The following is a 24,853-nucleotide window of genomic DNA, read 5'->3' on the forward strand; positions in this document are numbered from 1 at the left end:
CGTTCCCGGGCGGGCCGTACCGCGCGGCACGGCCCGCCCGGGAACGCCCGCCCCGCCCGCACCAGGAAGGAAGACCGTGACCGCCGACGTACTGCCGCACCCGACCGACCGGGACGGCCCGCTCACCGAACTCGTCGCCCCCTATGCCGACGTCCTCAACGCCGACCTCACGGAGCTGGACGCGGCCGGCGTCTTCTCCCGCGCCAAATGGCAGGCGATCAAGGACAGCGGCATCCTGCGCACCCCCTTCAAGGCGGAGCACGGCGGCAGCGGACGCAGCTTCACCGAGACCATGAGCGCCCTGGAGGGCCTCGGACGGCACTGCCGCGACGCCGGCATCGCCTTCTCCGCCTCCACCCAGATCGTCTCCCTCGCCACCCCGCTGGAGAAGTTCGGCTCCGCCGAGCTGAAGGCCCGCCACCTGCCCCGCATCCTCTCCGGCGAGGCGATCACCGCCCACGCCATCACCGAGGAGTCCGGCGGCTCCGACGCCATGAACATCGCCACCGTCGCCGTCCGCGACGGCGACCACTACGTCGTCGACGGCGGCAAGATGTTCATCACCAACGCGCCCGTCGCCGACCTCTTCCTGCTCTACGTGCGCACCGGCAAGCCCGGCCCCTTCGGCCTCACCTGCCTCCTCGTCGAGCGCGACACCCCCGGCCTGGAGATCGGCGAACCCCTCGACAAGCTGGGCCTGCGGACCTCCCCCCTCGGCCGGCTGAGCTTCGACCGGCTGCGCGTCCCGGTGACCAACCGGGTCGGCGCCGAGGGCGGCGGCTTCCTCATCCTCGACTACGTGATGAAGCGCGAGATCCTCTACGCCTTCTCCCTCACCCTCGGCGAGATGCGCCACCGGCTCGACACCGTCCTCGGCTTCGCGACCGAGCGCACCCAGTTCGGGCAGCCCATCGCGAGCTACCAGGCCGTCAGCCACAAGATCGTGGACATGCGGATCGCCGTCGAGACCGCCGCCAAGTGGCTCGCCGACACCGGAGCCAAGGCCGAGCGCGGCGAGGACATCTCCCTCGACCTCGCCGCCACCAAGATCGTCGTCTCCGAGGCCAACGTGAAGACCGCCCTGGACGCCGTCCAGATCCACGGCGGCCGAGGCGTCCTCACCTCGTACGGAATCGAGCGCGGCCTGCGCGACTCCGTCGCCGGAACCATCTACTCGGGCAGCAGCGAGATCCAGCGCAACCGCATGGCCGCCCTCCTCGGACTCTGAGCTAGGAGCTCTCCCGTCATGAGCATCGCCCTCGACGAACTGCACGCACTGACCCGGCCCACGGACTTCCTCGACCACGAGTCCGACGAGGTCCAGAACTTCGTGGACTCCGTCGTCAAGGACCGTGCCGCCGACCGGCGCGAGAACGCCGTGAAGCTCTACTACGCCGTCCGGGACGGCCTCGACTACGAGGTCTACGACACCGACCTCAGCCCCCGGGGCCTCAGGGCCTCCAGCGTGCTCGCCGCCGGGCAGGGCTTCTGCCTGCACAAGTCGGTCGTCTACGCCGCCGCCGTCCGCGCCCTCGGCATCCCGTCCAAGCTGGTCTACGGCGACGTCCGCAACCACCTCGCCAGCCCGCGCCTGATCTCCCACATCGGCGGCGACGTCTTCTTCCACGGCCTCACCCAGGTCTACCTGGACGGGCGGTGGGTCAAGGCCACCCCCGTCTTCAACAAGCTGCTGTGCCGCCTCTACGGCATGGAGGCCCTGGAGTTCGACGGCACCGGCGACTCGCTCTACCACCCGTACGCGGGCCAGGGCGGCAAGGGCGCCATGGAGTTCCTCAAGGACCACGGCTCCTTCGACGACGTCCCGTACGACTTCGTCATCTCCACCATGCGCGCCAAGCACCCCAACTTCCTGAGCGGCGAGGGCGACGGCACCGTCAAGGGCGGCTCGCTGGCCGCCGAGGCCGGCACCGCCACCGACCCCGCCGCCGGCAGATAAGGACCCGAGAGCATGAGCAGCGCCACTCTCCCGCCGTCCGTGCCGCCGTCGGACGGCTGGGACGCCGTGACCCGCGTCGGCGTCGTCGTCCCCTCGGCCGACATCGGCCCCGAGGCCGAACTCCAGTGCCTCGCCCCGGACTCGGTGACGATCCACGCCTCCCGCATCGACTTCGGCGGGATGCTCCCCGGCGGGCACATGGTCGCGGAGAAGATCCCCCAGGACCCCATCACGGCGTTCGTCGAGCCCCCGGCCGTCGACAACGCCGTCGCACTCCTGGCCGACTCGCCGCTGCACGCACTCGTGCTCGGCTTCACCAGCTCCTCGTACGTCCTTGGCGTTGACGGCGAGAACGCGCTCTACGAGCGGCTCGCCCCCCGCACCCGCGGCATCCCGCTCACCGGCACCGCCCGCGCCGCCGTCGCCGGCTTCCGCGCCCTCGGCGCCCGGCGCGTCGCCCTCGTCAACCCGCCCTGGTTCGACGACAAGCTCTCCCGGCAGGGCGAGGAGTACTTCGAGGCCCAGGGCTTCGACGTGGTCCACCACGGTCCGGTCGGGCTGCCCTCCGAGCAGACCGCCATCACCCCGGAGAACCTCTCCGCGTGGATCCGCACCGCCGTCGCCGGCGCCCGCCCCGATGCCGTCCTCGTCGCCGGCAACGGCATCCGCGCCATCGGCACCGTCCGCGGCCTGGAGGCCGAACTCGGCTTCCCCGTGCTGACCGCCAACCAGGTCGCCCTGTGGCACGCCCTGCACCTCGCGGGCGCCGCCGGCACGGCCGCCCGCGTCACCGACTACGGGCGCCTCTTCCGCGCCGTACCGAAGGAAGCGTGACCGGATGCTGCCCGCCGACGGCTACGTCGCCGTGTTCACCACCCCCGAAGGCGACGTCTACCGCACCCCCCTGGTCTGCTGGCGTGCCGACGGACCGAACGTCTACGGAGTGACCCTCCACAAGGGCGGGCTGCGCAGGGCCGAGGAACTCCCCGGCTTCACCCGCTACGCCGTCAAGCCCGACTGCGCCTGCGACGCGACGGACCCCGCGCTCGGGACCGTACCCGCCGTCGGCAGGCAGTTCGCCGCCCGGTAGCCGCCCCCTCCGAGGGAACTTCCCCCCACGAACTCCCCCCACGCGAAAGCCGCCCGCCCCCTGCCCGCCGGACCACAGGACCGGGGGAGGGGGCGGGCGGTGTGCGTGCGCGCGGGGGCCGGGAGGTCAGCGCAGCGGACGGCCCAGCCGCACCTTCACCAGCGTCGTCTCGATCCCGCTGTCCACCAGCCGCCCCGCCGCGTCGAAGGCGCCGGGACCGTCGGTCATGCCGAAGTCGTTGTCGTTGAGCAGCACCAGGGTCCGCTCGCCCTCGACCGCGATCCCCTCGATCTTCCCCGGGACGCCCTCGACCGTGTTCAGGTCCACGACCAGCCGCTTGGCCGCCACCGGGACGCCCGAAGCGGCCGGGTCGGCGAGCTGCTCCAGGGCCGGGCTGGTCGCCGGCGCGTCCCAGGCGGAGCCCAGGATGTCCGCGCCCCGCCGCAGCCGGATCTCGTACAGCCGCGCCGCCTTGTCGGTGCGCTCCTGCACGAGGAGGCGGTCGCCGCCCAGGACGACCAGCGCCGAGATCTTCAGCTCGGAGGTCTTGGTCTGGCCGGGCTCGACCTCGCCGACCGGGTCGAAGCGGTACGCGTACTCCGCCGTCACCTTCCCCTGGCGCGGCGAGAAGCGCAGCAGGCGCGTGGTGCGGGAGTTCTCGCCGGTCTCCTTGTCGGGGTTGAGCAGCGGGCTCTGCAGCGCCATCACCAGGTCGCCGCCGGGCAGCAGCGCGAGGCCCTCGAAGCCGCGGTTGATCTTGCGCTGGAGGTAGATCGACGGCAGCGACTCGATCACCGGGTAGCCGGCGCCGGTCAGCCCCAGCCCCTTGGGCACGTGCCGGGCGAGCACCCGGCCGCGCGGCGAGACGTGCACGAGCGAGGGCCCGTACTCGTCCACCAGCCAGAAGGAGCCGTCCCGGTCCCGCACCAGGCCCTCGGTGTCCAGGCCGTTCGGGTCGTAGCCCAGCGGGGTCTTCGCGTCGTACGTGTACGGGGCCTCGTCCCGGCCCGGCTGGTTCGGCAGCCCGGTCACCGGGGCGCCGGAGGAGGTGGTCAGCGGGATCGCCTCCAGCACCTGGATCCGGCCGCCCACCGCGCGGATCCTGACGATCGCCGGGTCGAAGCCGGGCACCGGGAAGGTGCGGCGCTTGTCCTTGCCGACGGCTATCTGCCCGTTGGGCCCCCGGTCGGTGACGGTCCAGTACTCGCCGTGCCGCCCGGCCGGGTACAGGTCGCTGCCGATGCCGCCCAGGTCCACCCCTCGGTCGTCGGCGACGCTGCCCGGCAGCAGCCGGTTGCTGAACCCGGCCAGCGGGATGTCGGGCAGGGTCGCGGTGGCCACGACCCGGGCGGACGAGCCGTGCGGCGCCGGGGCGCCCTGGGCGGGCCAGGCGACCGAGGTCAGGACGAGGGCCGCGGACAGCGGCAGAACGGCGGCGGCGGCGCGCCGCGCGCGGGAAACGGAGGTCATGGCGGGGATGGTCCAGACCGAGGGTGAGTCCCGGATGGCGCACGGGGGTTGCCCGGGTGAACCGGAGACGACGGCTGGGCGCCGCGGCCCCGCGCCGCCCTCCGAGCGACGACGGCGACAGGTCCTAGCCGAACTCCCCGGCGCGCACGCCCGCGCAGAACTCCGCCCACTCCGCGGCGGTGAACCGCAGGTCGCCGCCCCCGGGACGGCGCGAGTCGCGCAGCGCGACGGCCCCCGCGCCGAGCCGGGTCACCTCGACACAGCCGCGGGCGGCGCTGCGACTGCTCTTGTGCCAGACCGCGTGGGTCAGGTTCTGCGCGTACAACGGGTCCTTGTTCATCGGGGCGCTCTCCTCTCACCCCCAGCGTCCCGGCGGCACGTCCCTCCCGCAATCGGGGTTCGGCCACCCCGGTGGAGTGGGTACACGACGGACGGAACCGGTGGAACGGCGCACCGGAGACCCGGCGAGGGGGGCACACGATGGCGGATCCGGCCGCGCTCTACGGTGTGATCGGCGCCGTGGGCGGCGCGCTCCTGGGGGCGTTCGCCGCCGTCAGGGCGGCCTCGCTGCAGAGCAGGGCTCCCGAGCGGGCGCGCCAGGAAGCGCGGGCCGAGGCCGAGATCGGGCGGCTCGTGGACCTGCGCAGCGCCACACGGGAGGTGCTGGCCCTCCAGGAGGCGGCGATCGCGAGCCTGCGGACGGGCGAGGAGGTCGACCTGGACGTCTTCACCCTGGAGACCATGGTGGCGCTCAACGCGGCCCGCCGGGCCGCGGACCTGGCACTGCTGGACGGCCTGCACCTGCGGATCAGCCCGTACAGCATCACGTCCTCCCGGGAGCTGGGCCGACTGGGACGAAGACGCCGAGCCGACTGGGACGGGCAGGACGACGCCCTGAAGATCCTGATCGACCTTCAGGAGCTGACCGGCGACATCCGCGCCGCCGTGCTCCACCGGTCGCGCGGGGACGTCACCCCGATGCTCGACGACCTCGACGCCTCGTTCGACCGGGTGGGGCGCCTCCGAGGGGCCCTCATCACCCTGCTCCTCGACCGGGTCGAGGACGCGCGCCGACGCCTCGGCTGAGGACGCCGGCCGCCGCCCGCCCGCTCAGTCCAGGTCCGTCAGCTCGTCCGCGTAGATCTGCGACAGCGGCTGCGGGCCCACGTACTGCTGGCAGTTGCACTGGCCCGCCTCGTAGCGGACCGGCTTCTTGTGCTCGTCCCAGGCGGTGGGCACCTCCACGCGCTCGTGGCAGCGGCCCCGCTTGTCGTGCTTGGCGAGGTGGTGGGTGCAGCCGCAGACCGGCTCGGGCGACTTGTGGACCGCCTCCAGGGCGAGCCGCTCCTGCTTCGCCGCCTCCAGGACCTCCATCTTGCGCTCGTGCCGGTGCCTCAGCGCCGTCCGCACGTTGTCCGCCGCCCACGCGAACCCACCCGTCCAGAACAGGACGAGGACCACCCATATCCAGTTCACACCGTGCCCCTTCCCCCGTGAAGGCCCCCCGCGCGGCTTTCCCCCGGCGAAGCCCTCCGATCAGTCTAGGCCGCCCTCCCTACGGATCGCAGCCCTCCCCGAAGGCGCCCAGGATCCGCTCCGCCGCCAGCGTCGCCGTCAGCTCGCCGTCCCGGACCAGCCGCTCCACCTCGGGGGTGAGCGCCCGCACCGCCGGGTCGGCGTGCAGGCGCCCCAGCAGCTCCTCGCGGACCATCGACCAGGCCCAGCCGACCTGCTGCTCCCGGCGCCGGGCCGTCAGCCGGCCCGTGGCGTCCAGGAGGGTGCGGTGCTGCTCCAGGCGCTCCCAGACCGTGTCCAGGCCCGTCGACTCGCGGGCGCTGCAGGTCAGCACCGGCGGCGTCCACACCGCGTCGCCGCCGTGCATCAGCCGCAGCGCGCCCGACAGCTCCCGGGCCGCCGCGCGGGCGTCCGTGGCGTGCGGGCCGTCCGCCTTGTTGACGGCGACGACGTCCGCCAGCTCCAGGACGCCCTTCTTGATGCCCTGGAGCTGGTCGCCGGTGCGCGCGAGGGTGAGCAGCAGGAAGGAGTCGACCATGTCGGCGACGGCGGTCTCCGACTGCCCGACGCCGACCGTCTCCACCAGGACCACGTCGTAGCCCGCGGCCTCCATCACCACGATCGACTCGCGGGTCGCCTTGGCGACCCCGCCGAGCGTGCCCGCGCTGGGGGAGGGGCGGACGAACGCCGCCGGGTCCACGGCGAGCCGCTCCATCCGGGTCTTGTCGCCGAGGATCGAGCCGCCGGTACGGGTCGAGGACGGGTCCACGGCGAGCACCGCCACCCGGTGCCCCAGGCCCGTCAGCATCGTGCCGAAGGCGTCGATGAAGGTGGACTTGCCGACCCCCGGCACCCCGCTGATCCCGATCCGCCGGGCCCGGCCGCTGTGCGGCAGCAGCCGGGTCAGCAGCTCCTGGGCCAGCACCCGGTGGGCGGGCCGGGTGGACTCCACGAGCGTGATGGCGCGCGCCACCAGCGCGCGCCTCCCGTCCCGTACGCCCTTCTCATACGTGTCGATGTCGATCGGCATGGGATCAGCGGTCGTCCCCCGAGGCGGGCCCCTGCTCCGCGTGCCCCAGCTCCGCCGACAGGCGCCGCACCAGGTCCGCCGCCGCGTCGGGGATGACCGTGCCCGGCGGGAAGACCGCCGCCGCGCCCATCTCCAGGAGCACCGGCACGTCCTGGGGCGGGATGACCCCGCCGACCACGATCATGATGTCCTCGCGGCCCTCCGCGGCCAGCTCCTCCCGCAGCGCGGGCACCAGCGTGAGGTGGCCCGCCGCCAGCGAGGAGACGCCCACGATGTGCACGTCCGCCTCGACGGCCTGCCGGGCGACCTCCGCGGGGGTCTGGAAGAGCGGGCCGACGTCGACGTCGAAGCCCAGGTCGGCGAAGGCGGTCGCGATCACCTTCTGGCCTCGGTCGTGCCCGTCCTGGCCCATCTTGGCCACCAGGATGCGCGGCCGGCGTCCCTCGTCCTCCTCGAAGGCGTCGACCAGGGCCCGGGTGCCGTCCACCGAGGGGGACGCGCCTGCTTCGTTGCGGTACACGCCGGAGATCGTACGGATCTGGCCCGCGTGCCGCCCGTAGACCTTCTCCAGGGCGTCCGAGATCTCGCCGACCGTGGCCTTCGCGCGGGCCGCGCGGACCGCGAGCTCCAGCAGGTTGCCCTCGCCGCCGGCGGCCCGGGTCAGGTCGTCCAGCGCGTCCCGGCAGGCCCGCTCGTCGCGCTCGGCGCGCAGCCGCCGCAGCTTCTCGATCTGCTGCGCCCGCACCGAGGAGTTGTCGACCTTCAGGACCTCGATCTGCTCGTCGCCGTCCACCCGGTACTTGTTGACGCCGATGACCGGCTGGCGGCCCGAGTCGATCCGCGCCTGGGTGCGGGCCGCGGCCTCCTCGACGCGCAGCTTCGGGATGCCCGCGTCGATGGCCTGCGCCATGCCGCCGGCCGCCTCGACCTCCTGGATGTGCTGCCAGGCGCGCCGGGCCAGGTCGTAGGTGAGCCGCTCCACGTAGGCGCTGCCGCCCCACGGGTCGATGACCCGGGTGGTGCCCGACTCCTGCTGGAGCAGCAGCTGGGTGTTGCGGGCGATCCGCGCCGAGAAGTCCGTCGGCAGCGCCAGCGCCTCGTCGAGCGCGTTGGTGTGCAGCGACTGGGTGTGCCCCTGGGTCGCGGCCATCGCCTCCACACAGGTGCGGGTGACGTTGTTGAAGACGTCCTGCGCGGTCAGCGACCAGCCGGAGGTCTGCGAATGGGTGCGCAGCGAGAGCGACTTGGCGTTCTTCGGGTCGAACTCCTTGACCAGCTTCGCCCACAGCAGCCGGGCCGCGCGCAGCTTGGCGACCTCCATGAAGAAGTTCATGCCGATCGCCCAGAAGAACGACAGGCGCGGTGCGAACGCGTCCACGTCGAGCCCCGCCTCCCGGCCCGCCCGCAGGTACTCGACGCCGTCGGCCAGCGTGTACGCCAGCTCCAGGTCGGCCGTCGCGCCCGCCTCCTGGATGTGGTAGCCCGAGATGGAGATCGAGTTGTAGCGGGGCATGTTCCGCGAGGTGAAGGCGAAGATGTCGGAGATGATCCGCATCGACGGCTTCGGCGGGTAGATGTAGGTGTTGCGGACCATGAACTCCTTGAGGATGTCGTTCTGGATGGTCCCCGCCAGCTTCTCGGCCGGCACCCCCTGCTCCTCCGCCGCCACGATGTACAGCGCGAGCACGGGCAGCACCGCGCCGTTCATCGTCATCGACACGGACATCCGGTCCAGCGGGATGCCGTCGAAGAGCTGCCGCATGTCGTAGATCGAGTCGATGGCCACCCCGGCCATGCCGACGTCGCCGGTCACGCGCGGGTGGTCGCTGTCGTAGCCCCGGTGGGTCGGCAGGTCGAAGGCGACCGACAGGCCCTTCTGGCCGGCCGCCAGGTTGCGCCGGTAGAAGGCGTTGGACTCCTCGGCGGTGGAGAAGCCCGCGTACTGCCGGATCGTCCAGGGCTGGTTGACGTACATCGTCGGATAAGGGCCGCGCAGGTACGGCGCCACCCCCGGGTACGTGCCGAGGAAGTCCAGGTCCTCCAGGTCACGCCCGGTGTACAGCGGCTTGACGCCGATGCCCTCGGGCGTCTCCCACAGCAGGTCGTCGCCGCCGGTCGAGCGCTTGAGCGCGGCACGCCACTCCTCGGCGCTGCCCGAGGGCGAGGGGGATCCGAGGCCGATCCCGGTGAAGTCGGGGATTCCCATCAGGACACTCCCATGCGGTCGAGGGTGGCGGAGAGCACGGCGACCGCGTCGCACCCCGCGAAGACGTGGCTGTCGACACCGGCGTACGTTCCCCGGCCGGCCAGGGAGACGTGCGCGGCGCCGGCCGCGCGCAGCTCGGCGGCGGCCGGCTCGGCCCGCTCCTCGTAGAGGGCGTCGCTGGAGCACAGGCAGGCCTCGGCGGCGCCGCTGTCGGCGAAGGAGCCCTCGGTGACCGGCTCGACGCCGCCCGCCTGGAAGAGGTTCGCGGCGAAGGTGAGCCGGGAGGTGTGCGCGGCGGCGGGCCCGAGCGCGGCCAGGAAGACCTTCGGGCGGGCGCCGGTCGCCGCGAGGTGCGCGTCCGAGCGGGCCCGCAGCGCCTCGAAGGCCTCGTCGCGGCGCACCCGGGGCAGCCCGCCCGAGGGCGCGGCGGGCGCGGGCGCCCGGACCACGGGCTTCTCGCCCAGGTGCGGGAACTCGCTGACCCCGGTGACCGGTTCGCGCCGCTTGGCCAGCGCCGTCGAGCGCTCGGCCCAGGTGGCGGCCAGGTCCCCGGCCAGCCGGCCCGAGCGCAGCACCGCCGCCTGGCCGCCGTCCCGCTCGATGCCCTGGAAGAACTCCCAGGCGGCCGAAGCGAGTTCGTCGGTGAGCCGCTCCACGTACCAGGAGCCGCCCGCCGGGTCGATGACCCGGGCCAGGTGCGACTCCTCGATGAGGATGGTCGAGGTGTTGCGGGCGATCCGGCGGGCGAAGGCGTCCGGCAGGCCCAGCGCGTGGTCGAAGGGGTGGACCGTGACGGACTCGGCGCCGCCGACCCCCGCCGCCAGCGTGGCGAGCGTGGTCCGCAGCATGTTCACCCACGGGTCGCGGGCCGTCATCATCACCGAGGAGGTCACCGCGTGCTGGAGCTGCGCCCCGGCCGCCGGGGCCCCGCAGGCCTCCGCGACCCGCGCCCACAGCCGGCGCGCGGCGCGCAGCTTGGCGATCGTCAGGAACTGGTCGGCGGTGGCCGCGTAGCGGAACTCCAGCTGTCCGAGGGCCCGCTCCACCGTCAGCCCGCCCGAGGTCAGCGCCCGCAGGTAGGCGACGCCGGTGGCGAGCGAGGCGCCGAGCTCCTGCGCGGCCGAGCCGCCGGCCTCGTGGTACGGCAGGGCGTCCACGGTCAGCGCCCGCAGCCCCGGGTAGGACTCGGCGCACAGCCGGGTGAGGGCGACCGTGGCGGGGAAGCCGTCGCCGTCGTAGGCGGCGCCGGTGCGGGCCTCGGTGCCGAGCGGGTCGGCGCCCAGGTTGCCGAGGGCCGCCTCGGGCGCGATCCCGCGCCGGGCGTACACGTCGAGGAGCTCGGCCGCGGCCGTCGGGGTCTCCGCCCCGGCGTCCAGGACGACCGGGGCCAGGTCCAGGTAGACGTCCTTGAGGACCCGGTCGAGCCCGCCCGCCGGGATGGCGTCGGGGCCGACGGCCAGCCACAGCGAGGTGACGCCGTTCTCCAGGTCGGTGAGGACGGCCTCCGGGTCGGCCACCGCGTGCCGCTGGCGCACGTCCCAGCCGTTCGCCGTGTTCCCCTCGGCGCGGCCGGCCCGGACGAAGGGGGCGAACCCGGGCAGTCCGGCGTCAGGGGTCGCGGGGGCCCCGAGGGTCCCGGGGGTCCCCGGGGTCGCGTCCGCCGTGTACAGCGGGCGGGCCCGCAGGCCGTCCCCGAGCGCGGTGGACAGCGCGTCCTCGGCCTCGGTGTCCGGAACGTCCTTGCCCGACCTGCTCAGTACGCCCGCCACGAGGCGCTGCCACTGCGCATGGGTCGCTGCGGGGAATTCGGCGGCCAGCGAAAGGCCGTCGTCAGGCAGCACAGTCATGCTCGGATGCTAGGACAGCCCCACAAAGGAGCGCAGGGGGATCCGCTGTGACCTTGACCTCCCCTGATCGCCCTTGAGGGCGGGCCGCATCCGTGCTGGCGGCGGCCCCGCGCGGGCTCAGCCGGCCGCCCCGTCCAGCTCCTCGTCCAGGGCGATCGCCGCCGAGATCAACGCCAGATGAGTGAACGCCTGAGGGAAGTTGCCGAGTTGCTCGCCCGCCGGTCCGATCTCCTCGGAGAAGAGCCCCACGTGGTTGGCGTACGTCAGCATCTTGTCGAACGCGTAGCGCGCCTCGTCCAGCCGCCCGGCCCGCGCCAGCGCCCCCACGTACAGGAAGCTGCACAGCGAGAAGGTGCCCTCGTCGCCCGTCAGCCCGTCGGGCGCGGCGGCCGGGTCGTAGCGGTAGACCAGGCTGTCGGTGACCAGCTCGGCGCCCATCGCGTCCAGCGTCGACAGCCAGCGCGGATCCGACGGCGCGATGAAGCCGACCGCCGGCATCAGCAGCAGCGAGGCGTCCAGCACCCCGCTCCCGTAGTGCTGCGTGAACGCCCGGCGCTCCGCGCTCCAGCCCCGCTCCATCACCTGACGCAGGATCGCGTCCCGCGCCGCCGTCCACCCGGCCAGGTCGGCGGGCCGCGCGAACCGGGTCGCCAGCCGGACGCCCCGGTCGAAGGCGGTCCAGCACATCACCCGGCTGTACGTGAAGTCCCGCCGCCCGCCCCGGGTCTCCCAGATCCCCTCGTCCGGCCGGTCCCAGTGGTCCGCCAGCCAGTCCAGCACCCCCGACACGGCCAGCCAGCCGTCCCAGCCGATCCGCCGGGCCGCGCTGCCGCCCTCCCGCGCCAGGCCGAACACCGCCTCCCCGTAGATGTCGAGCTGGAGCTGCCCGGCCGCCCCGTTGCCCCTCCGCACCGGTGCGGAGCCCCGGTAGCCCTCCAGGTGGTCCAGGGTCTCCTCGTCGAGGTACGGGTCGCCGTCCACCCGGTACATGATCTGCAGCGGCTCGCCCGTCACCGTCCGCTGCTCCCGCAGCCGCTCCCCGAGCCACAGCCGGAAGGCGCCCGCCTCCTCCTCGAAGCCGAGGCCGAGCAGCGCGTGCACGGACAGCGAGGCGTCCCGCACCCAGGTGTAGCGGTAGTCCCAGTTGCGCCCGCCGCCGATCCGCTCGGGCAGCCCCATGGTGGCGGCGGCGACGGGCGCGCCGGTCGGCGCGTACGTGAGCAGCTTCAGGGTGATCGCGGAGCGGTTGACGTCCGCCTGCCAGCGGCCCCGGTAGCGGCTGCGGCGCACCCAGCGGTGCCAGAAGTCGCGGGTCCGCCGGAAGTCCTCGGCCAGCGACGCCCGGTCGGCCGGCGGCGGCAGCGGGGCGCCCGCCTCGTCCAGGGTCAGCACCACCGCCGCCAGCTCCCCCTGCGCCAGCTCCGCCTCCGCCCGCACGTCCCGCCCGTCCGGGCCGTCGCGGCGCAGCTCGACCGGGCCCGCCGTGCGCAGCGCCGCCTGGATCCCGGCCCCGGTGAACACGGCCGTGTCCGGCCCCGCCAGGTCCAGGGTGTGCCTGGCCCGCCCGTAGTCGAAGCGCGGCCGGCACTCCACGGAGAACCGGACCCGCCCGCGCGGCACCCGCAGCACCCGGATCAGCCGGCGCCGGGCCGAGGCCGTCTCCGGCCGGTCCGGGGGCATGAAGTCGGCGACCTCGCCCACCCCGTCGGGGGTGAGGAAGCGGGTCACCAGGATCGCGGTGTCGGCGAAGTACAGCTGCCGGGTGGTGACCCCGGGCGCGTCGACGGTGACGGAGAAGTGCCCGCCGCGCTCGTGGTCCAGCAGCGCGGCGAAGACGCTCGGCGAGTCGAAGCGCGGCGCGCACAGCCAGTCGACGACCCCGTCCGAGGAGACCAGCGCCGCGGTCTGGAGGTCACCCACGAGCCCGTGGTCGGCGATCGGCGGATAACGGCGCACCGGACTCACGAGACCTCCCGGACCGGACGGGGAGCACCGCCCCGGACCGCCCCGGACGGCCCCGCCGTGCCCCGAGCCTCACGGCGATCGGCCGCCGCGACCACGCGGGATCGGCCGAACGGGTGAGGGCGGCGCGGGGTGGTTCCGGTGCGGAGCGGCCCTGGTGCGGGGTATCGGAGTGGGGCGAGCCCGGCGCGGGGTGCCCCCGGCGGCGGGGTGGGCGGCCTGGGCACGGGGTGCCCCCGGCGGCGGGGTGTCCTGGGCGCGGGGTGCCTCGGCGGGGGACGGCCTGGGCGTGGGGTGCCCCTGGCGGCGGGGTGTCCTGGGCGTGGGGTGCCCCCGCCGGCGGGGTGTCCCTCGCCGCTACCGCAGGGGCTCGCTCAGCTCGATCGCGCGCAGGGCCGCCGCCAGCGCGGGGGCGTCGCCGACGTCGAGGGCCGTGTCGGTCAGCTTGATGACGTGTTCGTCGCCGTGCGCCAGGGCCCGCTCGAAGACCTCCTCGGCCGTCACGGAGCCGGCCGGCGCGTACGCGACCGGGGCGTCCGGCGCGTACATCGCGGTCACCGCCGCCGACGCGGTCCACGCCGCGCGCAGGCTCGGCGCCCACAGCGCCCGGGGGAGCGCCGGGAGGGCCCGCAGCACCGCGTTCGGGGCCGTCGCCGCGTGCACCAGCATCGTCTCCTCGCCGTGCCCGTGGGTGGCGTACCGGTGGGTGGCCGCCCGCACCAGTTCGGTCAGCAGCCGCCGCGCCTCCTCCGGCTCCGTCACCCCGTCCGCCCACACCGGCAGCGCCCCGACCCGGGCCAGCCGGTCGGGGAAGCCGCCGTCCCGCTCCCCGATCGGCCGGACCGCGTCGAGCGCGTCGGCGGCCCGCGCGGCGCCGGGCAGCGGCACCAGGCCCGTGACGGGGCGGTGGCGCGCGGCCCAGTAGCCGAGGCCGTGCGCGAGCTCGGTGAGCCGAGGCGCGGTCGGCTCGCCCGCGAGCAGGGTGCGCACGGCGTGCCCGACCCGGATGACGGGGTGCGTGGATCCCCCGTACAGGCCGGGCAGCAGCCGGGGCCACCACACGGCGAGCACCTGGCGCCAGGGCCGCTCGGCGAGCTCGCGCTCGAAGCGGGCGATCCAGTCGGCGGCCCGCCGGGGGTCGCCGAGCGCGCCGTGCCAGTCGGCGTCGGTGACCGGCGCCACGCGGGCCGGGAAGTCCTCCAGCCGGGACGCGTACCGGTCGAGCCAGCGGTGCACCGCCGCCTGCCGCCCCCGGGCGGCGAGCGCCTCGACGGCCATCGGGGCGTGGTTGGTGAGCCGCCCGAGCCGCTCGGGCCCGGCGGAGTGCAGACGCTGGAGCGCCTCGTCGAGGGTGCCTGTCGTATCCATGCGGGGGACGCTATGCGCGGCGGCCGCGCGGCGGAACGGGCCACGGACGTAGGACGGGACGTAGGCGGGGCGTAGGGCGGGGCGTAGACGGGGCGTAGGGCCGGACCTGGGGCCGGCCCAGGACGGCAGTCCCGGCCCCCGGGCGCGCGCCGTGCCCCGGCCCGGGGGGGCGCGCCGTGTTCCGGACGGACCGTCCCGGGGCCCCTCCGGCGTCGTCCCGGCCAACGCCGGTGGGACGGCGGATGGCGCGTCAGTACGATGGACGGCCGGGCACGGGTCCCGGAAGCGCGAGGCGGAGGGCGGCAGGATGACGGAGGTTCCGCGACGGCGGGGACAGGGCGAGCTGGAGACCCTGGTGCTGGCCGCGCTGCGCGCGGCCGACGGGCCCGTCACGGCCGGCTGGGTGCAGGAGCGGCTCGGCGGCGACCTCGCCTACACCACCGTCATCACCATCCTCACCCGGCTGCACGCCAAGGGCGCCGTGGCGCGCGAGCGCGCGGGCCGGTCCTTCGAGTGGACGGCGGTCGCCGACGAGGCGGGCCTCGCCGCGCTGCGGATGCGCCGGGTCCTCGACGGCGAGTCCGACCGCGAGGCGGTCCTCGCCCGGTTCGTGACGGGACTCTCCTCGGCCGAGGAGCAGCTGGTGCGCGAACTCCTGGCCCAGGCCGGGGAGGACGGGGAAGACTGACGCCATGGGGGTCTTCGTCTTCCTGCCGCTCGTCCTCCCGCTGACCGCCTGGCCGGTCGCCCGGCTGGCCGAACACCATCTGCACCCGCGCACCGCGACCCGGATGCTCACCGCCGTCGCCGCCGTCCTCGCCCTGTGCAGCACCCTCTGCCTGGCGCTCCTCATGGTCGTCGGCACGGCCCAGCTCCCGGGCAACCCGCTGCCGGACGCCTGGTCCGACCCGGAGGTGCGGGCCGCGGTGCCCTACGACGAGGTCGCCGGCCGGCTCGCGATCCCCGCGCTGCTCGCCGTGCTGGTCGCCTGCGGCGGCACGCTGCTGCGGCACCGGCGGGTGCGCCGCAGGGCCGGGCGCGCGCTCGCCGCGCTGCCCGCCCGCGCGGTCGCCGTGCTGCCCGACGAGGTCCCGTACGCCTACGCGCTGCCCGGCGGGCGCCGGGACCGGGTGGTGGTCAGCCGGGGGATGCTCGCGCGCCTGAGCTCCCGCGAGCGGCGGGCGCTCTTCGCGCACGAGCGGGCCCACCTGGAGGGCCGCCACCACCGCTACCTGCTGCTCGTCCAGGTCGCGGCGCGGGCCAACCCGTTCCTGCGCCCGCTGTCCACCGCCGTCGGCTACACCGCCGAGCGCTGGGCCGACGAGGAGGCCGCCGCGCGGGTCGGCAGCCGCCGGACGGTCGCCCGCGCCATCGGCAAGTCCGCGCTGGTGTCGGCCGGGACGCCGGGCCCGACGCTGGCCGGCTTCGCCGCCCCCGGCCCCGTACCCAGGCGGGTGGCGGCGCTGCTCGCGCCCGCGCCGGCCGCGCGCGCCTGGCCGGGGGTCGGCACGGCCACCGGCATGGCCGCCTGGGGCGCCGCCGCGGGGACCGCCGCCTCCGCCCTCTCCTCGGCGAACTCGGCGGTCACCCTCTACGCGATCCTCCACACGGCCACACCGCTGTAGTCCGGCGCCGGGCGCCCGGCGTCCCGCGTCCGGCTCAGCCGATGGCCAGCGGGTCGCCCGGGGCGAGCGCGGCGGCGATGCGGGTCGCGACGGCTTCGGCCTGGTTGCCGTCGGGCGTGGTCGCCGTCTTCGTCGCGGACACGGCGATCGCGAGCCGCTTCTTCGGCAGGTACGCCTGGATCGCCGCGTACCCGGAGAAGGACGGGTTCTGCAGGATCCAGCCGTTGACGACGATGACGCCGAGACCGAAGTGCTTGGCCTCCGTCTGCTTCAGGCAGATGGCGGCGGGGCAGTGGGCGGTCCCGCCGCCGAGGCCCACGGTCCCCGGGTCCAGCAGGGTGCGGTACGCGCGCGGCGAGAGCAGTTCACCGCTGCCGATGCCCTCGGCGGACCGGGCCAGGTCGCAGATGTGGGTGGTGATGACGGCGCCGGGCGCGGTGGTCCACGACGGGTTCCAGAAGGTGGACTCCTCGTAGATCCCGCGGTCCGAGGTGAAGGCGTGCAGGACCGGCGCCGGGATGTCGGGGGTGAGGCCCGCCCGGGTGTTCCGCAGCCCCAGCGGTCCGGTGACCCGCCGCTCCACGAGCTCCTGGACCGGCATCCCGGTGATCTTCTCCAGCGCCTGCGTGAGCAGCAGGTAGTTGGCGTGCGAATAGCTCCAGCTGGTGCCCGGCCGGTACCAGAACGAGTGGCTGTACGGGAAGGCGAGCAGCTGGTCCGGGGTCCACTGCCGGAACGGGTGCGGCCCCAGCTCCTTGCCGAACGCCGGGTCGGTGACGTAGTCGTGCAGTCCGCTCGTGTTGTTCGCGAGCATCCGCAGGGTGATCTCGTGCGCCCTGGGCACGTCCGGCAGCCACCGCTCGACGCTGTCGTCCAGGCTCACCCGGCGTTCCTGGACGAGCTGGAGCAGGGCCGTCCCGATGTGCGCGAAGGCGACCGAACCGGCCCGGAAGTGCATGTCGGGCCGGGCGGGCACCCCGGTCATGGACTCGCCGAGCGCGTCGGTGAGGACCTCGCGCCCGTCGGCGGTGACCTTGACCTCCACGGAGTTCAGCCGCAGCTCGGCCTTGGCCCGCCGGGTGATGTCCAGGACCTGCCGGGCCCGCGCGTCGAGCGGGCGCGCGGTCCGCTCGCACGGGCGGTCGCCGTGGCCGCCGCCCTCCCCGAGGGCGGCGGCGGGGACGACGGCGGCGGTCTGCGCCACGACGGCGAGGAGGGCGGCGCACAGGGCCGCGCGAAGGGTGGTGCGTCTCATGCCCGTACTGTCACCGCGTCCAGGGCCCGCGCCCGCCCGCGACTCCGGCGGGACCTCCGTACGGGGGACGGGGGCTTAGGCGCGGTGGCCGAGGCGCAGCAGGGCCTCCGGGAGGTCGTCGAGGTAGCCGCCGAGCTTCTGGAGGGTGGTGCGGGGGGAGCGGTCGGCCGGGGTGCCGGGGAGCCGGGCGTGCCCCTCCTCGGGCGTCCGCACGGAGTCGTACAGCGGCTTGCAGCTCCCGCCGGTCTCCTGGAAGGTGTCCAGCCGTTCGAAGAACTCGTCCAGGTCGGTGGGGAGCGCCGTCCCGGTGTTCGCCTTCCACAGCTCGGCCCCCGAGGCCGCGCAGGCCCGCACCTGGTCGTGGAGGTGCGAGCGCACCCAGGCCCGCTGGAGCCCGGGGCTGCGGTCGAAGGCCCGCCGGGTGAGCTCCATCGCGAACGCCGCCCGGAGCTGGCTCGCGTCGTCCGCGGCCCGGATGCCGAAGCGGGGCGCGGGCGGCGGGTGGGTGAGCACGGCGGAGCCGCCCGGCAGGATCGGCACCGAGGTCCCGGTCCTCGGGCCCGCCGCCTCGGCGCCGGTCTCGGCGGTGAGGTCGCCGGAGGTGCCGTCGGCCTCGCCGGAGGTGAAGTAGGCGTGCTCGCCCGGCCCGTAGACGTCCACCCAGAGGACCGCGGGCGTCAGGTTGGTGACGACCGTGCAGGTGCGGGACGGGTTCGCGCGGGCGGAGAGGTACGGCTGGAGGCCGGGGACCAGGGGCAGCGGCTCGCTCGCGTCCGGGCAGAGCCCGGCGGCCTCGCCGCCCGGCGCTTGCCCGGCCCTGTGCGTGGCGCCCGCGCTTCCCGTGACTCCCGTGACGCCCGTCGCGCCCGCGCTTCCCGCTACTCCCGGGTGCCCGAGGTGCCCCTGCGGTGCCGCGGCCGCGCCCGGACCCGTGAGCAGGAGGGACGCCGTGGTCGTGGCGGCGGCGGCCCAGGCGGCCGCGCGTCCGGCGGTGACCGTCATGACGACTCCGCCCGTGCTCCCCGAGGTGCGGGGACTTCCCGAGGTGATGCCTCCAGCATCTCTCCGCCGAGGCACCCCCGCACCCCCGTGGACCTGCCCGGAAGCGCGTGCCGGATGATCGGGCCCATGCTGTTCGCTTCCCTGTCGGCCGGTGCCCTCGTCCTGGTGCTGGTCTGCGCCGTCGCCCGCCCCTTCGGGTGGTCGGAGGCGGTCTTCGCGGTGCCCGCCGCCGCCCTCCTGGTCCTGGTGGGCGCCGTCCCGCTGGAGCACGCGCGTGAGGAGGCGGAGCGGCTGGGGCCGGTCATCGGCTTCCTGGCGGCGGTCCTGGTACTGGCGAAGCTCTGCGACGACGAGGGGCTCTTCCACGCCTGCGGGAGCTGGATGGCCCGCTGGGCCCGCCGCCGGCCGCGCCGGCTGCTCGGCGCGGTGTTCGCGCTGGCCTCGCTGATCACCGCCGCCCTGAGCCTGGACGCCACCGTCGTCCTGCTCACCCCGGTCGTCTTCGCCACCGCCGCCCGGATGGGCGCCCCGGCCCGCCCGCACGCCTACGCGAGCGCCCACCTGTCGAACACGGCCTCCCTGCTGCTGCCCGTCTCCAACCTCACCAACCTGCTGGCCTTCGCCGCCACCGGGCTCAGCTTCACCCGCTTCGCGCTGCTCATGCTGCTGCCCTGGGTGGTGGCCGTGGCCGTCGAGTACGCGGTCTTCCGGCGCTTCTTCGCCGCCGACCTCGCGGACCCCGCCGACCTCCCGGACGCTCCGGGCGAGGCGGCCGCCCCGGTCGAGGTGCCGGTCTTCCCGCTGGTCACCGTCGCCGCCACGCTCGCCGGCTTCGCCGTCGCCTCCGCGCTCGGCGTGGACCCCGCGTGGGCGGCGGCGGCCGGCGCGGCGGTGCTCGCGGTCCGCGCCCTGCTGCGCGGGGACACCGGCCCGGTCGCGCTGGTGCGCTCCGCCGCGCTGCCCTTCCTCGCCTTCGTCCTCGGCCTCGGCGTCGTCGTCCGCGCCGTCGTCGACAACGGGCTCGGCGACACGCTGGGCGCCCTGCTGCCGGACGGCACCTCGCTGCCCGCGCTGCTCGGCACCGCCGCGCTCGCCGCGCTCCTCGCGAACCTGATCAACAACCTGCCGGCGGTCCTCGCGCTCGCCCCGCTCGCCGCGCCCGCCGGTCCCGGCGCGGTCCTCGCCGTGCTGCTCGGCGTGAACATCGGCCCCAACCTCACGTACGCGGGCTCCCTCGCGACGCTGCTGTGGCGGCGCATCGCGCACGAGCGCGGCCACGACGTGCGGCTGGGGGAGTTCACCCTGCTCGGCGCCCTCACCGTGCCCGCCGCCCTGGCCGCCGCCACGGTGGCGCTGTGGGTCTCGCTGGCGCTCCTCGGCACCTGATCCGCCCCCGGCGGGTCCCGGCCGGCCCGGCCGGGAGCGCGCCGCGCCCCTTGTCAGCGGGCGGGCGCGCGGGGAGCCTAGACGCGCCGGACGTCGACGCCCTGCTCGGTGAGCGCCTCGACGACGGGATCGGGGGCGTCGTGGTCGGTGACGAGGATGTCGATGTCGGAGATGGCGCAGACGCGGGCGAAGGCCCGCCGGCCCAGCTTGGTGGAGTCGGTCACCACGACGAGGGTGGCCGCCCGCTCCGCCATGGACCGGTTGGCGCTCGCCTCGCCCTCGTCGTGGGTGGAGGCGCCGAAGTCCGGGTCGACCGCGTCGATGCCGAGGACCGCGTAGTCCAGGGAGAGCCCCTGGAGGGTGGCCGCCGCGAGCGGGCCGGTCAGCTCGTAGGACTGCGGGCGCGCGACCCCGCCGGTCACGACCGTCTTCACGTACGGGCGGACGGCGAGCTCGTTGGCGATGTTGACCGCGTTGGTGACGATGGTCAGCGCCGGGCCGCCGGTGTGCCCGGCGAGGTCGCCTCGGGTGGCGAGTTCGCGGGCGACCTCGGAGGTGGTGGTGCCGCCGTTGAGCCCGACGATCGCGCCCGGCGGGACGAGCGCCGCGGCGGCGCGGGCGATGCGCTGCTTCTCGTCCGCCTTGCGCGCGGTCTTGTAGCGCAGCGGCAGGTCGTAGGTGACACCGCTGAGGACGGCGCCGCCCCGGGTGCGGGTGAGGAGCTGCTGGCGGGCGAGCTCCTCCAGGTCGCGGCGGACCGTGGCGGGGGAGACGCCGAGCAGTTCGGCCGCCTCGCCGACCTCGATGCTGCCCTTCTCGCCCAGCGCGTCGAGCAGCCGCGTCCAGCGCTCGTGCGTGCTCATCACCGTTCTCCTCGCCTCGTGACCTCGGGGGCCGAGCGTAACGCGCACCCGCCCCACCTGAGCAGTCACTGCACATGCTTGCTCAAAGTTGCGCACAGACTCTATAAAGGAGCCAACTTCAATCATCATCGGTTCGGGGAGGCGCCGCCATGAGTCATGTCGACACGGAGATAGCCAGCCAGCCCGCCTGCTGGCGCCGCGCACAGGAGCTGAAGCCCGCCGGACTGCCCGAGGACGGCGAGCGCGTCGCCGTCCTCGGCTGCGGCACCTCCCTCTACATCGCCCAGGCGTACGCGGTGCTCCGCGAGAGCGCGGGCCTCGGCGAGACCGACGCCTTCGCCGCCTCCGAGTACCCCGCCCACCGCCGCTACGACCGGGTCGTCGCCATCACCCGCTCCGGCACCACCACCGAGGTCCTCGCCGCCCTCGCCCGGGTCCCCGAAGGCACCCCCACCACCGCGCTCACCGGCGACCTCGCCACCCCCGTCGTCGACGCCGCCGGCACCGTCGTCGACCTCTCCTTCGCCGACGAGAAGTCCGTCGTCCAGACCCGCTTCGCCACCACGGCGCTGGTCCTGCTGCGCACCGCCCTCGGCCTCGCCCCCGACGACCTCGCCGAGCAGGCCGAGCGGGCCGTCGCCGAGCCGCTGCCCGAAGCCGCCGTCGCCTCCGGGCAGTTCACCTTCCTCGGCACCGGCTGGACCATCGGCCTCGCCAACGAGGCCGCCCTCAAGCTGCGCGAGGCGGCCGGCGCCTGGACCGAGTCCTACGCGGCCATGGAGTACCGCCACGGCCCCATCAGCGTCACCGGCCCCACCAGCACCGTCTGGTTCCTCGGCGCCCCGCCCGCCGGACTCCTCGACCAGATCGCCCCGACCGGCGCGTACGTCTCCGTCTCCGACACCGACCCGCTCGCCGACCTCATCCGCGCCCAGCGTCTCGCCGTCGCCCTCGCCGGCCGCCGGGGCCTCGACCCCGACGCGCCCCAGGGCCTCACTCGCTCCATCGTCCTGGCCGGCTCCTGACCCCGGCGGGCGGTCCTGACGCCGCCCGCCGGTGACGCCCGGCCCGCCCCCGCCGGCCCCCTCCCGGCGGCGGGCGGGACCGGGTCCCGGTCCCGGTCCCGGTCCCGGTCCCGGGCCCCGGTTCCATCCCCGCCCCGCCCCGTCCCCGCACTTCGCCGAGCAAGGAGCAGCACCCCCATGCCCCTCACAGGAACGGGCGAGATCGTCGCACCGGCCGCCGCCGCGGGCCGCGGCGTCGGCGCCTTCAACGTCATCCAGCTCGAACACGCCCAGGCCATCGTCGCCGGCGCCGAGGCCGCCGGGACCCCGGTCATCCTCCAGGTCAGCGAGAACACCGCCCGCTACCACGGCGCCCTCGCCGCCATCGGCACCGCGACCCTCGCCGTCGCCCGCGCCGCCCGCGTCCCCGTCGCCGTCCACCTCGACCACGCGACCTCCGCCCCGCTCGTCGAGGAGGCCGTCGCCCTCGGTTTCACCTCCGTCATGTTCGACGCCTCCACGCTCCCGTACGAGGAGAACGTCGCCGCCACCGCCCGCGTACGCGCCCGCTGCCACGCCGCCGGAGTGTGGGTCGAGGCCGAACTCGGCGAGGTCGGCGGCAAGGACGGCGTCCACGCTCCCGGCGCCCGCACCGACCCGGACGAGGCCGCCGCCTTCGTCGCCGCCACCGGCGTCGACGCCCTCGCCGTCGCCGTCGGCACCTCGCACGCCATGGCCACCCGCGACGCCGCCCTCGACTTCGCCCTCATCGCCGCCCTGCGCGCCCGGCTCCCCGTGCCGCTGGTGCTGCACGGCTCCTCCGGCGTCGCCGACGCGGACCTCGCCACCGCCGTCGGACACGGCATGACCAAGGTCAACATCGCCACCCACCTCAACCGGGTGTTCACCCGAGCCGCCCGCGAAGTCCTCGACGCTGACCGGGCCTTGGCCGACACCCGCCGCTACCTCGGGGCCGGCCGCACCGCCATGGCCCACGAGGTCACCCGGCTGCTCGGCGTCCTCGGCTCCCGCGCGCTCGCCGTCTGACGCACCCGCGCCGGGCGCCCGCCGCCCCCCGGGCACCGGCTGCGAGAATGACCGACGCCCGCGGCCGGAACCCCCGGCCCGGCACGGGGAACAGGGGGGGATCAGGGGTGCGCGAACGGCTACGGGCCCGGTTCCGGTACTGGTTCGACGGCACGATGGACCGAGGCACACCCGCCCTCATCAGCTGGCTGGCCCTCGCCTCGCTGCTGCTGATCGGCGTCGCCTCCACCCTGGTCGTGCTGTTCACCGACACCGACGCCGAGAACAACGGCGGCTGGGCGGGCGTCGCCTGGATGAGCCTGCTGCGCACCCTGGACCCCGGCACCATGGGCGGCGACACCGGAGGCCCGGTCTTCCTCGGCCTCATGCTGGCCGTGACCATCGGCGGCATCTTCATCGTCAGCGCCCTCATCGGTGTCCTCACCACCGGCCTCAACCAGCGCATCGCCGAGCTCCGCAAGGGCCGTTCCACCCTCCTGGAACGCGGCCACACCATCGTGCTCGGCTGGTCCGACCAGGTCTTCACGGTGGTCGCCGAACTCGTCGAGGCCAACCAGAGCGAACGCCGCTCCTGCGTGGTGATCCTCGCCGACCGCGACAAGGTCGCCATGGAGGACGCCATCCGTGAACGCGTCCCCGACCCCGGCCGCACCCGCGTCGTCTGCCGCTCCGGCAACCCGCTCACCCGCGCCGACCTGGAGCTCGTCAGCCCCGACACCGCCAAGTCCATCATGGTGCTGCCGCCCACCGGCGCCGACCGGGACGTAGCCGTCATCAAGGTGCTGCTCCTGCTCAACAGCCGTACGTGGCAGGCCGCCCGCCCGCACATCGTCGCCTCCGTGCACGACTCGGAGAACCTCGCCGCCGCCCGGCTCGCCGCCGGCCCCGACGCGCTGGTGATCGACGCCGAGGACATCGCGGTCCGGCTCATCGCCCAGGCCCACCGGCAGACCGGCCTGTCCACCGTCTTCAACGAACTGCTCAGCTTCGTCGGCAACGAGTTCTACTTCCGCGAGGAACCCTCCCTCGTCGGCGCCACCTACGGACAGGCGCTCGGCGCCTTCTCCCGAGGCGTCCCCGCCGGAATCCACCGCACCGACGGCCAGGTGCTCGTCAACCCGCCCATGGATACCGTCATCGGCCCCGGCGACCACCTGCTGATGGTCGCCGAGGACGACCTCCTCATCAGCCTGGCCGACGGCCCGCAACCGGTCGTCGAGAGCGCCGTCACCACCGCCCCCGGCCAGCCGCCCCGCCTCGACCGCACCCTGCTGATCGGCGAGAACTCCCGTACCGCGAAGCTCGTCACGCTGCTCGACAGCTTCGTCGAACCCGGCTCCACCCTGGACATCGCCGCGCCCCGCCGTCCCGACGCCGTGCCGCGCGAGCGGCTCGCCCACCTGTCCGTCGGCTTCAAACCCTGCGAGCCGACCCGCAGGTCCTCGCTGGAGGCCCTGGACCTGGGCGGCTACCAGCACATCGTGGTGCTCTCCGACGACACCGTCCCCCCGGGCCGCGCCGACGACCGCACCCTCGTCACCCTGCTCCACCTGCGCGACATCGAAGTCGCCCTGGGCGACCCGTACTCGATCGTCACGGAGATGCACGACGACGCCAACCGCGAGGTCGCGCAGGTGACCAAGGCCGACGACTTCATCGTCAGCACCAAGGTGATCAGCCTGCTGCTCACCCAGCTCACCGAGAACCGGGACCTGTACGATGTCTTCGCCGACCTCTTCGACCCGGAGGGCTCCGAGATCTACCTCAAGCCCGCCTGCGACTACGTGATCCCGGGCGTCCCGGCGAACTTCGCCACCGTCGTCGAGGCCGCGCGCCGCCGAGGCGAGACCGCCATCGGCTACCGCCTCGCCCGGCACGGCGAGGCACCTCCCACCTACGGGATCTTCCTCAACCCCTCCCGCACGGCACCGCTCGTCTTCGAGGAGCGGGACGCGGTCGTCGTCTTCGCCGAGAACTGACCCGCCGAGAACCGACCCGCCGGGAACCGGCCCGCCGGGCGCCGAACGGCCGGGTCCCGCGCGCCGAACACCGCGGACGGCGCGCGGGACCCTCCCGACCGGTGCTCCCCGCGCGGCGAGAGCCACTCCTCCGCGCGGGGCCGGTGGTCACTACGGCTTCTGGAAGCCGGCGTCCTGGAGGATCTTCTGGGCTTCGGGGGTGCTGAGCCAGGTGACGAAGGCGGTGGCGGCTTCGGTGTTCTTGCTG

The 24,853-nt window shown here is 74.8% G+C and carries 23 protein-coding genes; 11 read left to right on the forward strand and 12 right to left on the reverse strand.

The genetic code is table 11. From position 1 onward, the window contains the following. Positions 1-76: 76 nt before the first annotated feature. From ACZ6J5_RS16920 to ACZ6J5_RS16935, 4 genes are read left to right on the forward strand one after another with little or no spacing between them, the layout of a single operon-like run. Complete coding sequence (locus ACZ6J5_RS16920; protein ID WP_469392102.1) at positions 77-1,228, forward strand: acyl-CoA dehydrogenase family protein; 1,152 nt, start codon at positions 77-79, stop codon at positions 1,226-1,228. A gap of 18 nt (positions 1,229-1,246) precedes the next feature. Further along, positions 1,247-1,957 carry a transglutaminase-like domain-containing protein gene (locus ACZ6J5_RS16925; RefSeq protein ID WP_469392104.1) on the forward strand — a complete coding sequence of 237 codons (711 nt, stop codon included), beginning with the start codon at positions 1,247-1,249 and terminating at the stop codon, positions 1,955-1,957. Positions 1,958-1,969: 12 nt separating this feature from the next. After that, entirely contained in the window at positions 1,970-2,791 is an 822-nt protein-coding gene (locus ACZ6J5_RS16930; RefSeq protein WP_469392106.1) for a maleate cis-trans isomerase family protein, read from the forward strand. Positions 2,792-2,795: 4 nt separating this feature from the next. After that, entirely contained in the window at positions 2,796-3,047 is a 252-nt protein-coding gene (locus ACZ6J5_RS16935) for a DUF6253 family protein (RefSeq protein WP_469392108.1), read from the forward strand. 126 nt (positions 3,048-3,173) lie between these two features. Here the strand turns inward: ACZ6J5_RS16935 and ACZ6J5_RS16940 are convergent, their stop codons facing one another. Beyond that, positions 3,174-4,517 (reverse strand): esterase-like activity of phytase family protein, encoded by a 1,344-nt coding sequence (locus ACZ6J5_RS16940; protein WP_469392110.1) that lies wholly within the window; start codon positions 4,515-4,517, stop codon positions 3,174-3,176. 124 nt (positions 4,518-4,641) lie between these two features. Then, complete coding sequence (locus ACZ6J5_RS16945) at positions 4,642-4,857, reverse strand: DUF397 domain-containing protein (RefSeq protein WP_469392112.1); 216 nt, start codon at positions 4,855-4,857, stop codon at positions 4,642-4,644. Between the two features lie 140 nt (positions 4,858-4,997). Between ACZ6J5_RS16945 and ACZ6J5_RS16950 the strand changes: the two genes are divergently transcribed. Beyond that, entirely contained in the window at positions 4,998-5,603 is a 606-nt protein-coding gene (locus ACZ6J5_RS16950; protein WP_469392116.1) for a hypothetical protein, read from the forward strand. 24 nt (positions 5,604-5,627) lie between these two features. On the opposite strand, the gene ACZ6J5_RS16955 is transcribed toward ACZ6J5_RS16950, so the two are convergent. From ACZ6J5_RS16955 to ACZ6J5_RS16980, 6 genes are all read right to left on the reverse strand, one after another. After that, positions 5,628-5,993: a hypothetical protein gene (locus ACZ6J5_RS16955; protein WP_469392118.1), complete on the reverse strand. Its 366-nt coding sequence runs from the start codon at positions 5,991-5,993 to the stop codon at positions 5,628-5,630. A 79-nt stretch (positions 5,994-6,072) separates the two neighbouring features. Beyond that, positions 6,073-7,062 (reverse strand): methylmalonyl Co-A mutase-associated GTPase MeaB, encoded by a 990-nt coding sequence (gene meaB / locus ACZ6J5_RS16960; protein WP_469392120.1) that lies wholly within the window; start codon positions 7,060-7,062, stop codon positions 6,073-6,075. Positions 7,063-7,066: 4 nt separating this feature from the next. Next, on the reverse strand, positions 7,067-9,268 hold the full coding sequence (gene scpA, locus ACZ6J5_RS16965; protein WP_469392121.1) for a methylmalonyl-CoA mutase: 2,202 nt from the start codon (positions 9,266-9,268) through the stop codon (positions 7,067-7,069). After that, entirely contained in the window at positions 9,268-11,115 is a 1,848-nt protein-coding gene (locus ACZ6J5_RS16970; protein WP_469392123.1) for a methylmalonyl-CoA mutase family protein, read from the reverse strand. Before ACZ6J5_RS16970 ends, scpA begins: the two co-directional genes overlap by 1 nt. A gap of 117 nt (positions 11,116-11,232) precedes the next feature. Then, on the reverse strand, positions 11,233-13,071 hold the full coding sequence (locus ACZ6J5_RS16975; protein ID WP_469392173.1) for a glycoside hydrolase family 15 protein: 1,839 nt from the start codon (positions 13,069-13,071) through the stop codon (positions 11,233-11,235). A 363-nt stretch (positions 13,072-13,434) separates the two neighbouring features. After that, positions 13,435-14,445, reverse strand: coding sequence for a questin oxidase family protein (locus tag ACZ6J5_RS16980; protein ID WP_469392125.1), 1,011 nt, complete (start codon positions 14,443-14,445; stop codon positions 13,435-13,437). A gap of 307 nt (positions 14,446-14,752) precedes the next feature. Between ACZ6J5_RS16980 and ACZ6J5_RS16985 the strand changes: the two genes are divergently transcribed. After that, entirely contained in the window at positions 14,753-15,133 is a 381-nt protein-coding gene (locus tag ACZ6J5_RS16985) for a BlaI/MecI/CopY family transcriptional regulator (protein ID WP_469392127.1), read from the forward strand. A gap of 4 nt (positions 15,134-15,137) precedes the next feature. Beyond that, positions 15,138-16,070: a M56 family metallopeptidase gene (locus tag ACZ6J5_RS16990; RefSeq protein ID WP_469392129.1), complete on the forward strand. Its 933-nt coding sequence runs from the start codon at positions 15,138-15,140 to the stop codon at positions 16,068-16,070. Between the two features lie 34 nt (positions 16,071-16,104). On the opposite strand, the gene ACZ6J5_RS16995 is transcribed toward ACZ6J5_RS16990, so the two are convergent. Beyond that, entirely contained in the window at positions 16,105-17,325 is a 1,221-nt protein-coding gene (locus tag ACZ6J5_RS16995; protein ID WP_469392131.1) for a serine hydrolase domain-containing protein, read from the reverse strand. A gap of 75 nt (positions 17,326-17,400) precedes the next feature. Then, the gene (locus ACZ6J5_RS17000) at positions 17,401-18,327 is read right to left on the reverse strand and encodes a hypothetical protein (protein ID WP_469392133.1); all 927 of its coding nucleotides are present in this window, start codon (positions 18,325-18,327) and stop codon (positions 17,401-17,403) included. A gap of 126 nt (positions 18,328-18,453) precedes the next feature. On the opposite strand from ACZ6J5_RS17000, the gene ACZ6J5_RS17005 reads away from it, so the two are divergent. Beyond that, positions 18,454-19,713 carry an SLC13 family permease gene (locus tag ACZ6J5_RS17005; RefSeq protein ID WP_469392134.1) on the forward strand — a complete coding sequence of 420 codons (1,260 nt, stop codon included), beginning with the start codon at positions 18,454-18,456 and terminating at the stop codon, positions 19,711-19,713. Positions 19,714-19,790: 77 nt separating this feature from the next. Here the strand turns inward: ACZ6J5_RS17005 and ACZ6J5_RS17010 are convergent, their stop codons facing one another. Next, on the reverse strand, positions 19,791-20,576 hold the full coding sequence (locus tag ACZ6J5_RS17010; RefSeq protein WP_469392136.1) for a DeoR/GlpR family DNA-binding transcription regulator: 786 nt from the start codon (positions 20,574-20,576) through the stop codon (positions 19,791-19,793). Between the two features lie 149 nt (positions 20,577-20,725). Here ACZ6J5_RS17010 and ACZ6J5_RS17015 point away from each other — a divergent pair, with 149 nt between their 5' ends. The 3 genes from ACZ6J5_RS17015 to ACZ6J5_RS17025 all read left to right on the forward strand — a co-directional run bounded on the left by ACZ6J5_RS17015 (position 20,726) and on the right by ACZ6J5_RS17025 (position 24,606). Further along, the gene (locus tag ACZ6J5_RS17015; protein ID WP_469392138.1) at positions 20,726-21,601 is read left to right on the forward strand and encodes an SIS domain-containing protein; all 876 of its coding nucleotides are present in this window, start codon (positions 20,726-20,728) and stop codon (positions 21,599-21,601) included. A gap of 177 nt (positions 21,602-21,778) precedes the next feature. Beyond that, the gene (locus ACZ6J5_RS17020; RefSeq protein ID WP_469392140.1) at positions 21,779-22,627 is read left to right on the forward strand and encodes a class II fructose-bisphosphate aldolase; all 849 of its coding nucleotides are present in this window, start codon (positions 21,779-21,781) and stop codon (positions 22,625-22,627) included. Between the two features lie 107 nt (positions 22,628-22,734). After that, entirely contained in the window at positions 22,735-24,606 is a 1,872-nt protein-coding gene (locus ACZ6J5_RS17025) for a CASTOR/POLLUX-related putative ion channel (protein WP_469392142.1), read from the forward strand. 150 nt (positions 24,607-24,756) lie between these two features. Here ACZ6J5_RS17025 and ACZ6J5_RS17030 read toward each other — a convergent pair. Then, positions 24,757-24,853: substrate-binding domain-containing protein (locus ACZ6J5_RS17030; protein WP_469392175.1), on the reverse strand; the 97-nt coding region annotated here is incomplete at its 5' end.

Source organism: Streptomyces sp. NPDC042100, from assembly GCF_055582325.1.

Bases quoted from the DNA above. Each gene is read 5' to 3' on its own strand.
- ACZ6J5_RS16925 (WP_469392104.1), top strand. From the start codon at position 1,247: ATGAGCATCGCCCTCGACGAACTGCACGCACTGACCCGGCCCACGGAC.
- ACZ6J5_RS16930 (WP_469392106.1), top strand. From the start codon at position 1,970: ATGAGCAGCGCCACTCTCCCGCCGTCCGTGCCGCCGTCGGACGGCTGG.
- ACZ6J5_RS16935 (WP_469392108.1), top strand. From the start codon at position 2,796: ATGCTGCCCGCCGACGGCTACGTCGCCGTGTTCACCACCCCCGAAGGC.
- ACZ6J5_RS16940 (WP_469392110.1), bottom strand. From the start codon at position 4,517: ATGACCTCCGTTTCCCGCGCGCGGCGCGCCGCCGCCGCCGTTCTGCCG.
- ACZ6J5_RS16945 (WP_469392112.1), bottom strand. From the start codon at position 4,857: ATGAACAAGGACCCGTTGTACGCGCAGAACCTGACCCACGCGGTCTGG.
- ACZ6J5_RS16950 (WP_469392116.1), top strand. From the start codon at position 4,998: ATGGCGGATCCGGCCGCGCTCTACGGTGTGATCGGCGCCGTGGGCGGC.
- meaB (WP_469392120.1), bottom strand. From the start codon at position 7,062: ATGCCGATCGACATCGACACGTATGAGAAGGGCGTACGGGACGGGAGG.
- scpA (WP_469392121.1), bottom strand. From the start codon at position 9,268: ATGGGAATCCCCGACTTCACCGGGATCGGCCTCGGATCCCCCTCGCCC.
- ACZ6J5_RS16970 (WP_469392123.1), bottom strand. From the start codon at position 11,115: ATGACTGTGCTGCCTGACGACGGCCTTTCGCTGGCCGCCGAATTCCCC.
- ACZ6J5_RS16980 (WP_469392125.1), bottom strand. From the start codon at position 14,445: ATGGATACGACAGGCACCCTCGACGAGGCGCTCCAGCGTCTGCACTCC.
- ACZ6J5_RS16985 (WP_469392127.1), top strand. From the start codon at position 14,753: ATGACGGAGGTTCCGCGACGGCGGGGACAGGGCGAGCTGGAGACCCTG.
- ACZ6J5_RS16990 (WP_469392129.1), top strand. From the start codon at position 15,138: ATGGGGGTCTTCGTCTTCCTGCCGCTCGTCCTCCCGCTGACCGCCTGG.
- ACZ6J5_RS16995 (WP_469392131.1), bottom strand. From the start codon at position 17,325: ATGAGACGCACCACCCTTCGCGCGGCCCTGTGCGCCGCCCTCCTCGCC.
- ACZ6J5_RS17000 (WP_469392133.1), bottom strand. From the start codon at position 18,327: ATGACGGTCACCGCCGGACGCGCGGCCGCCTGGGCCGCCGCCGCCACG.
- ACZ6J5_RS17005 (WP_469392134.1), top strand. From the start codon at position 18,454: ATGCTGTTCGCTTCCCTGTCGGCCGGTGCCCTCGTCCTGGTGCTGGTC.
- ACZ6J5_RS17010 (WP_469392136.1), bottom strand. From the start codon at position 20,576: ATGAGCACGCACGAGCGCTGGACGCGGCTGCTCGACGCGCTGGGCGAG.
- ACZ6J5_RS17015 (WP_469392138.1), top strand. From the start codon at position 20,726: ATGAGTCATGTCGACACGGAGATAGCCAGCCAGCCCGCCTGCTGGCGC.
- ACZ6J5_RS17020 (WP_469392140.1), top strand. From the start codon at position 21,779: ATGCCCCTCACAGGAACGGGCGAGATCGTCGCACCGGCCGCCGCCGCG.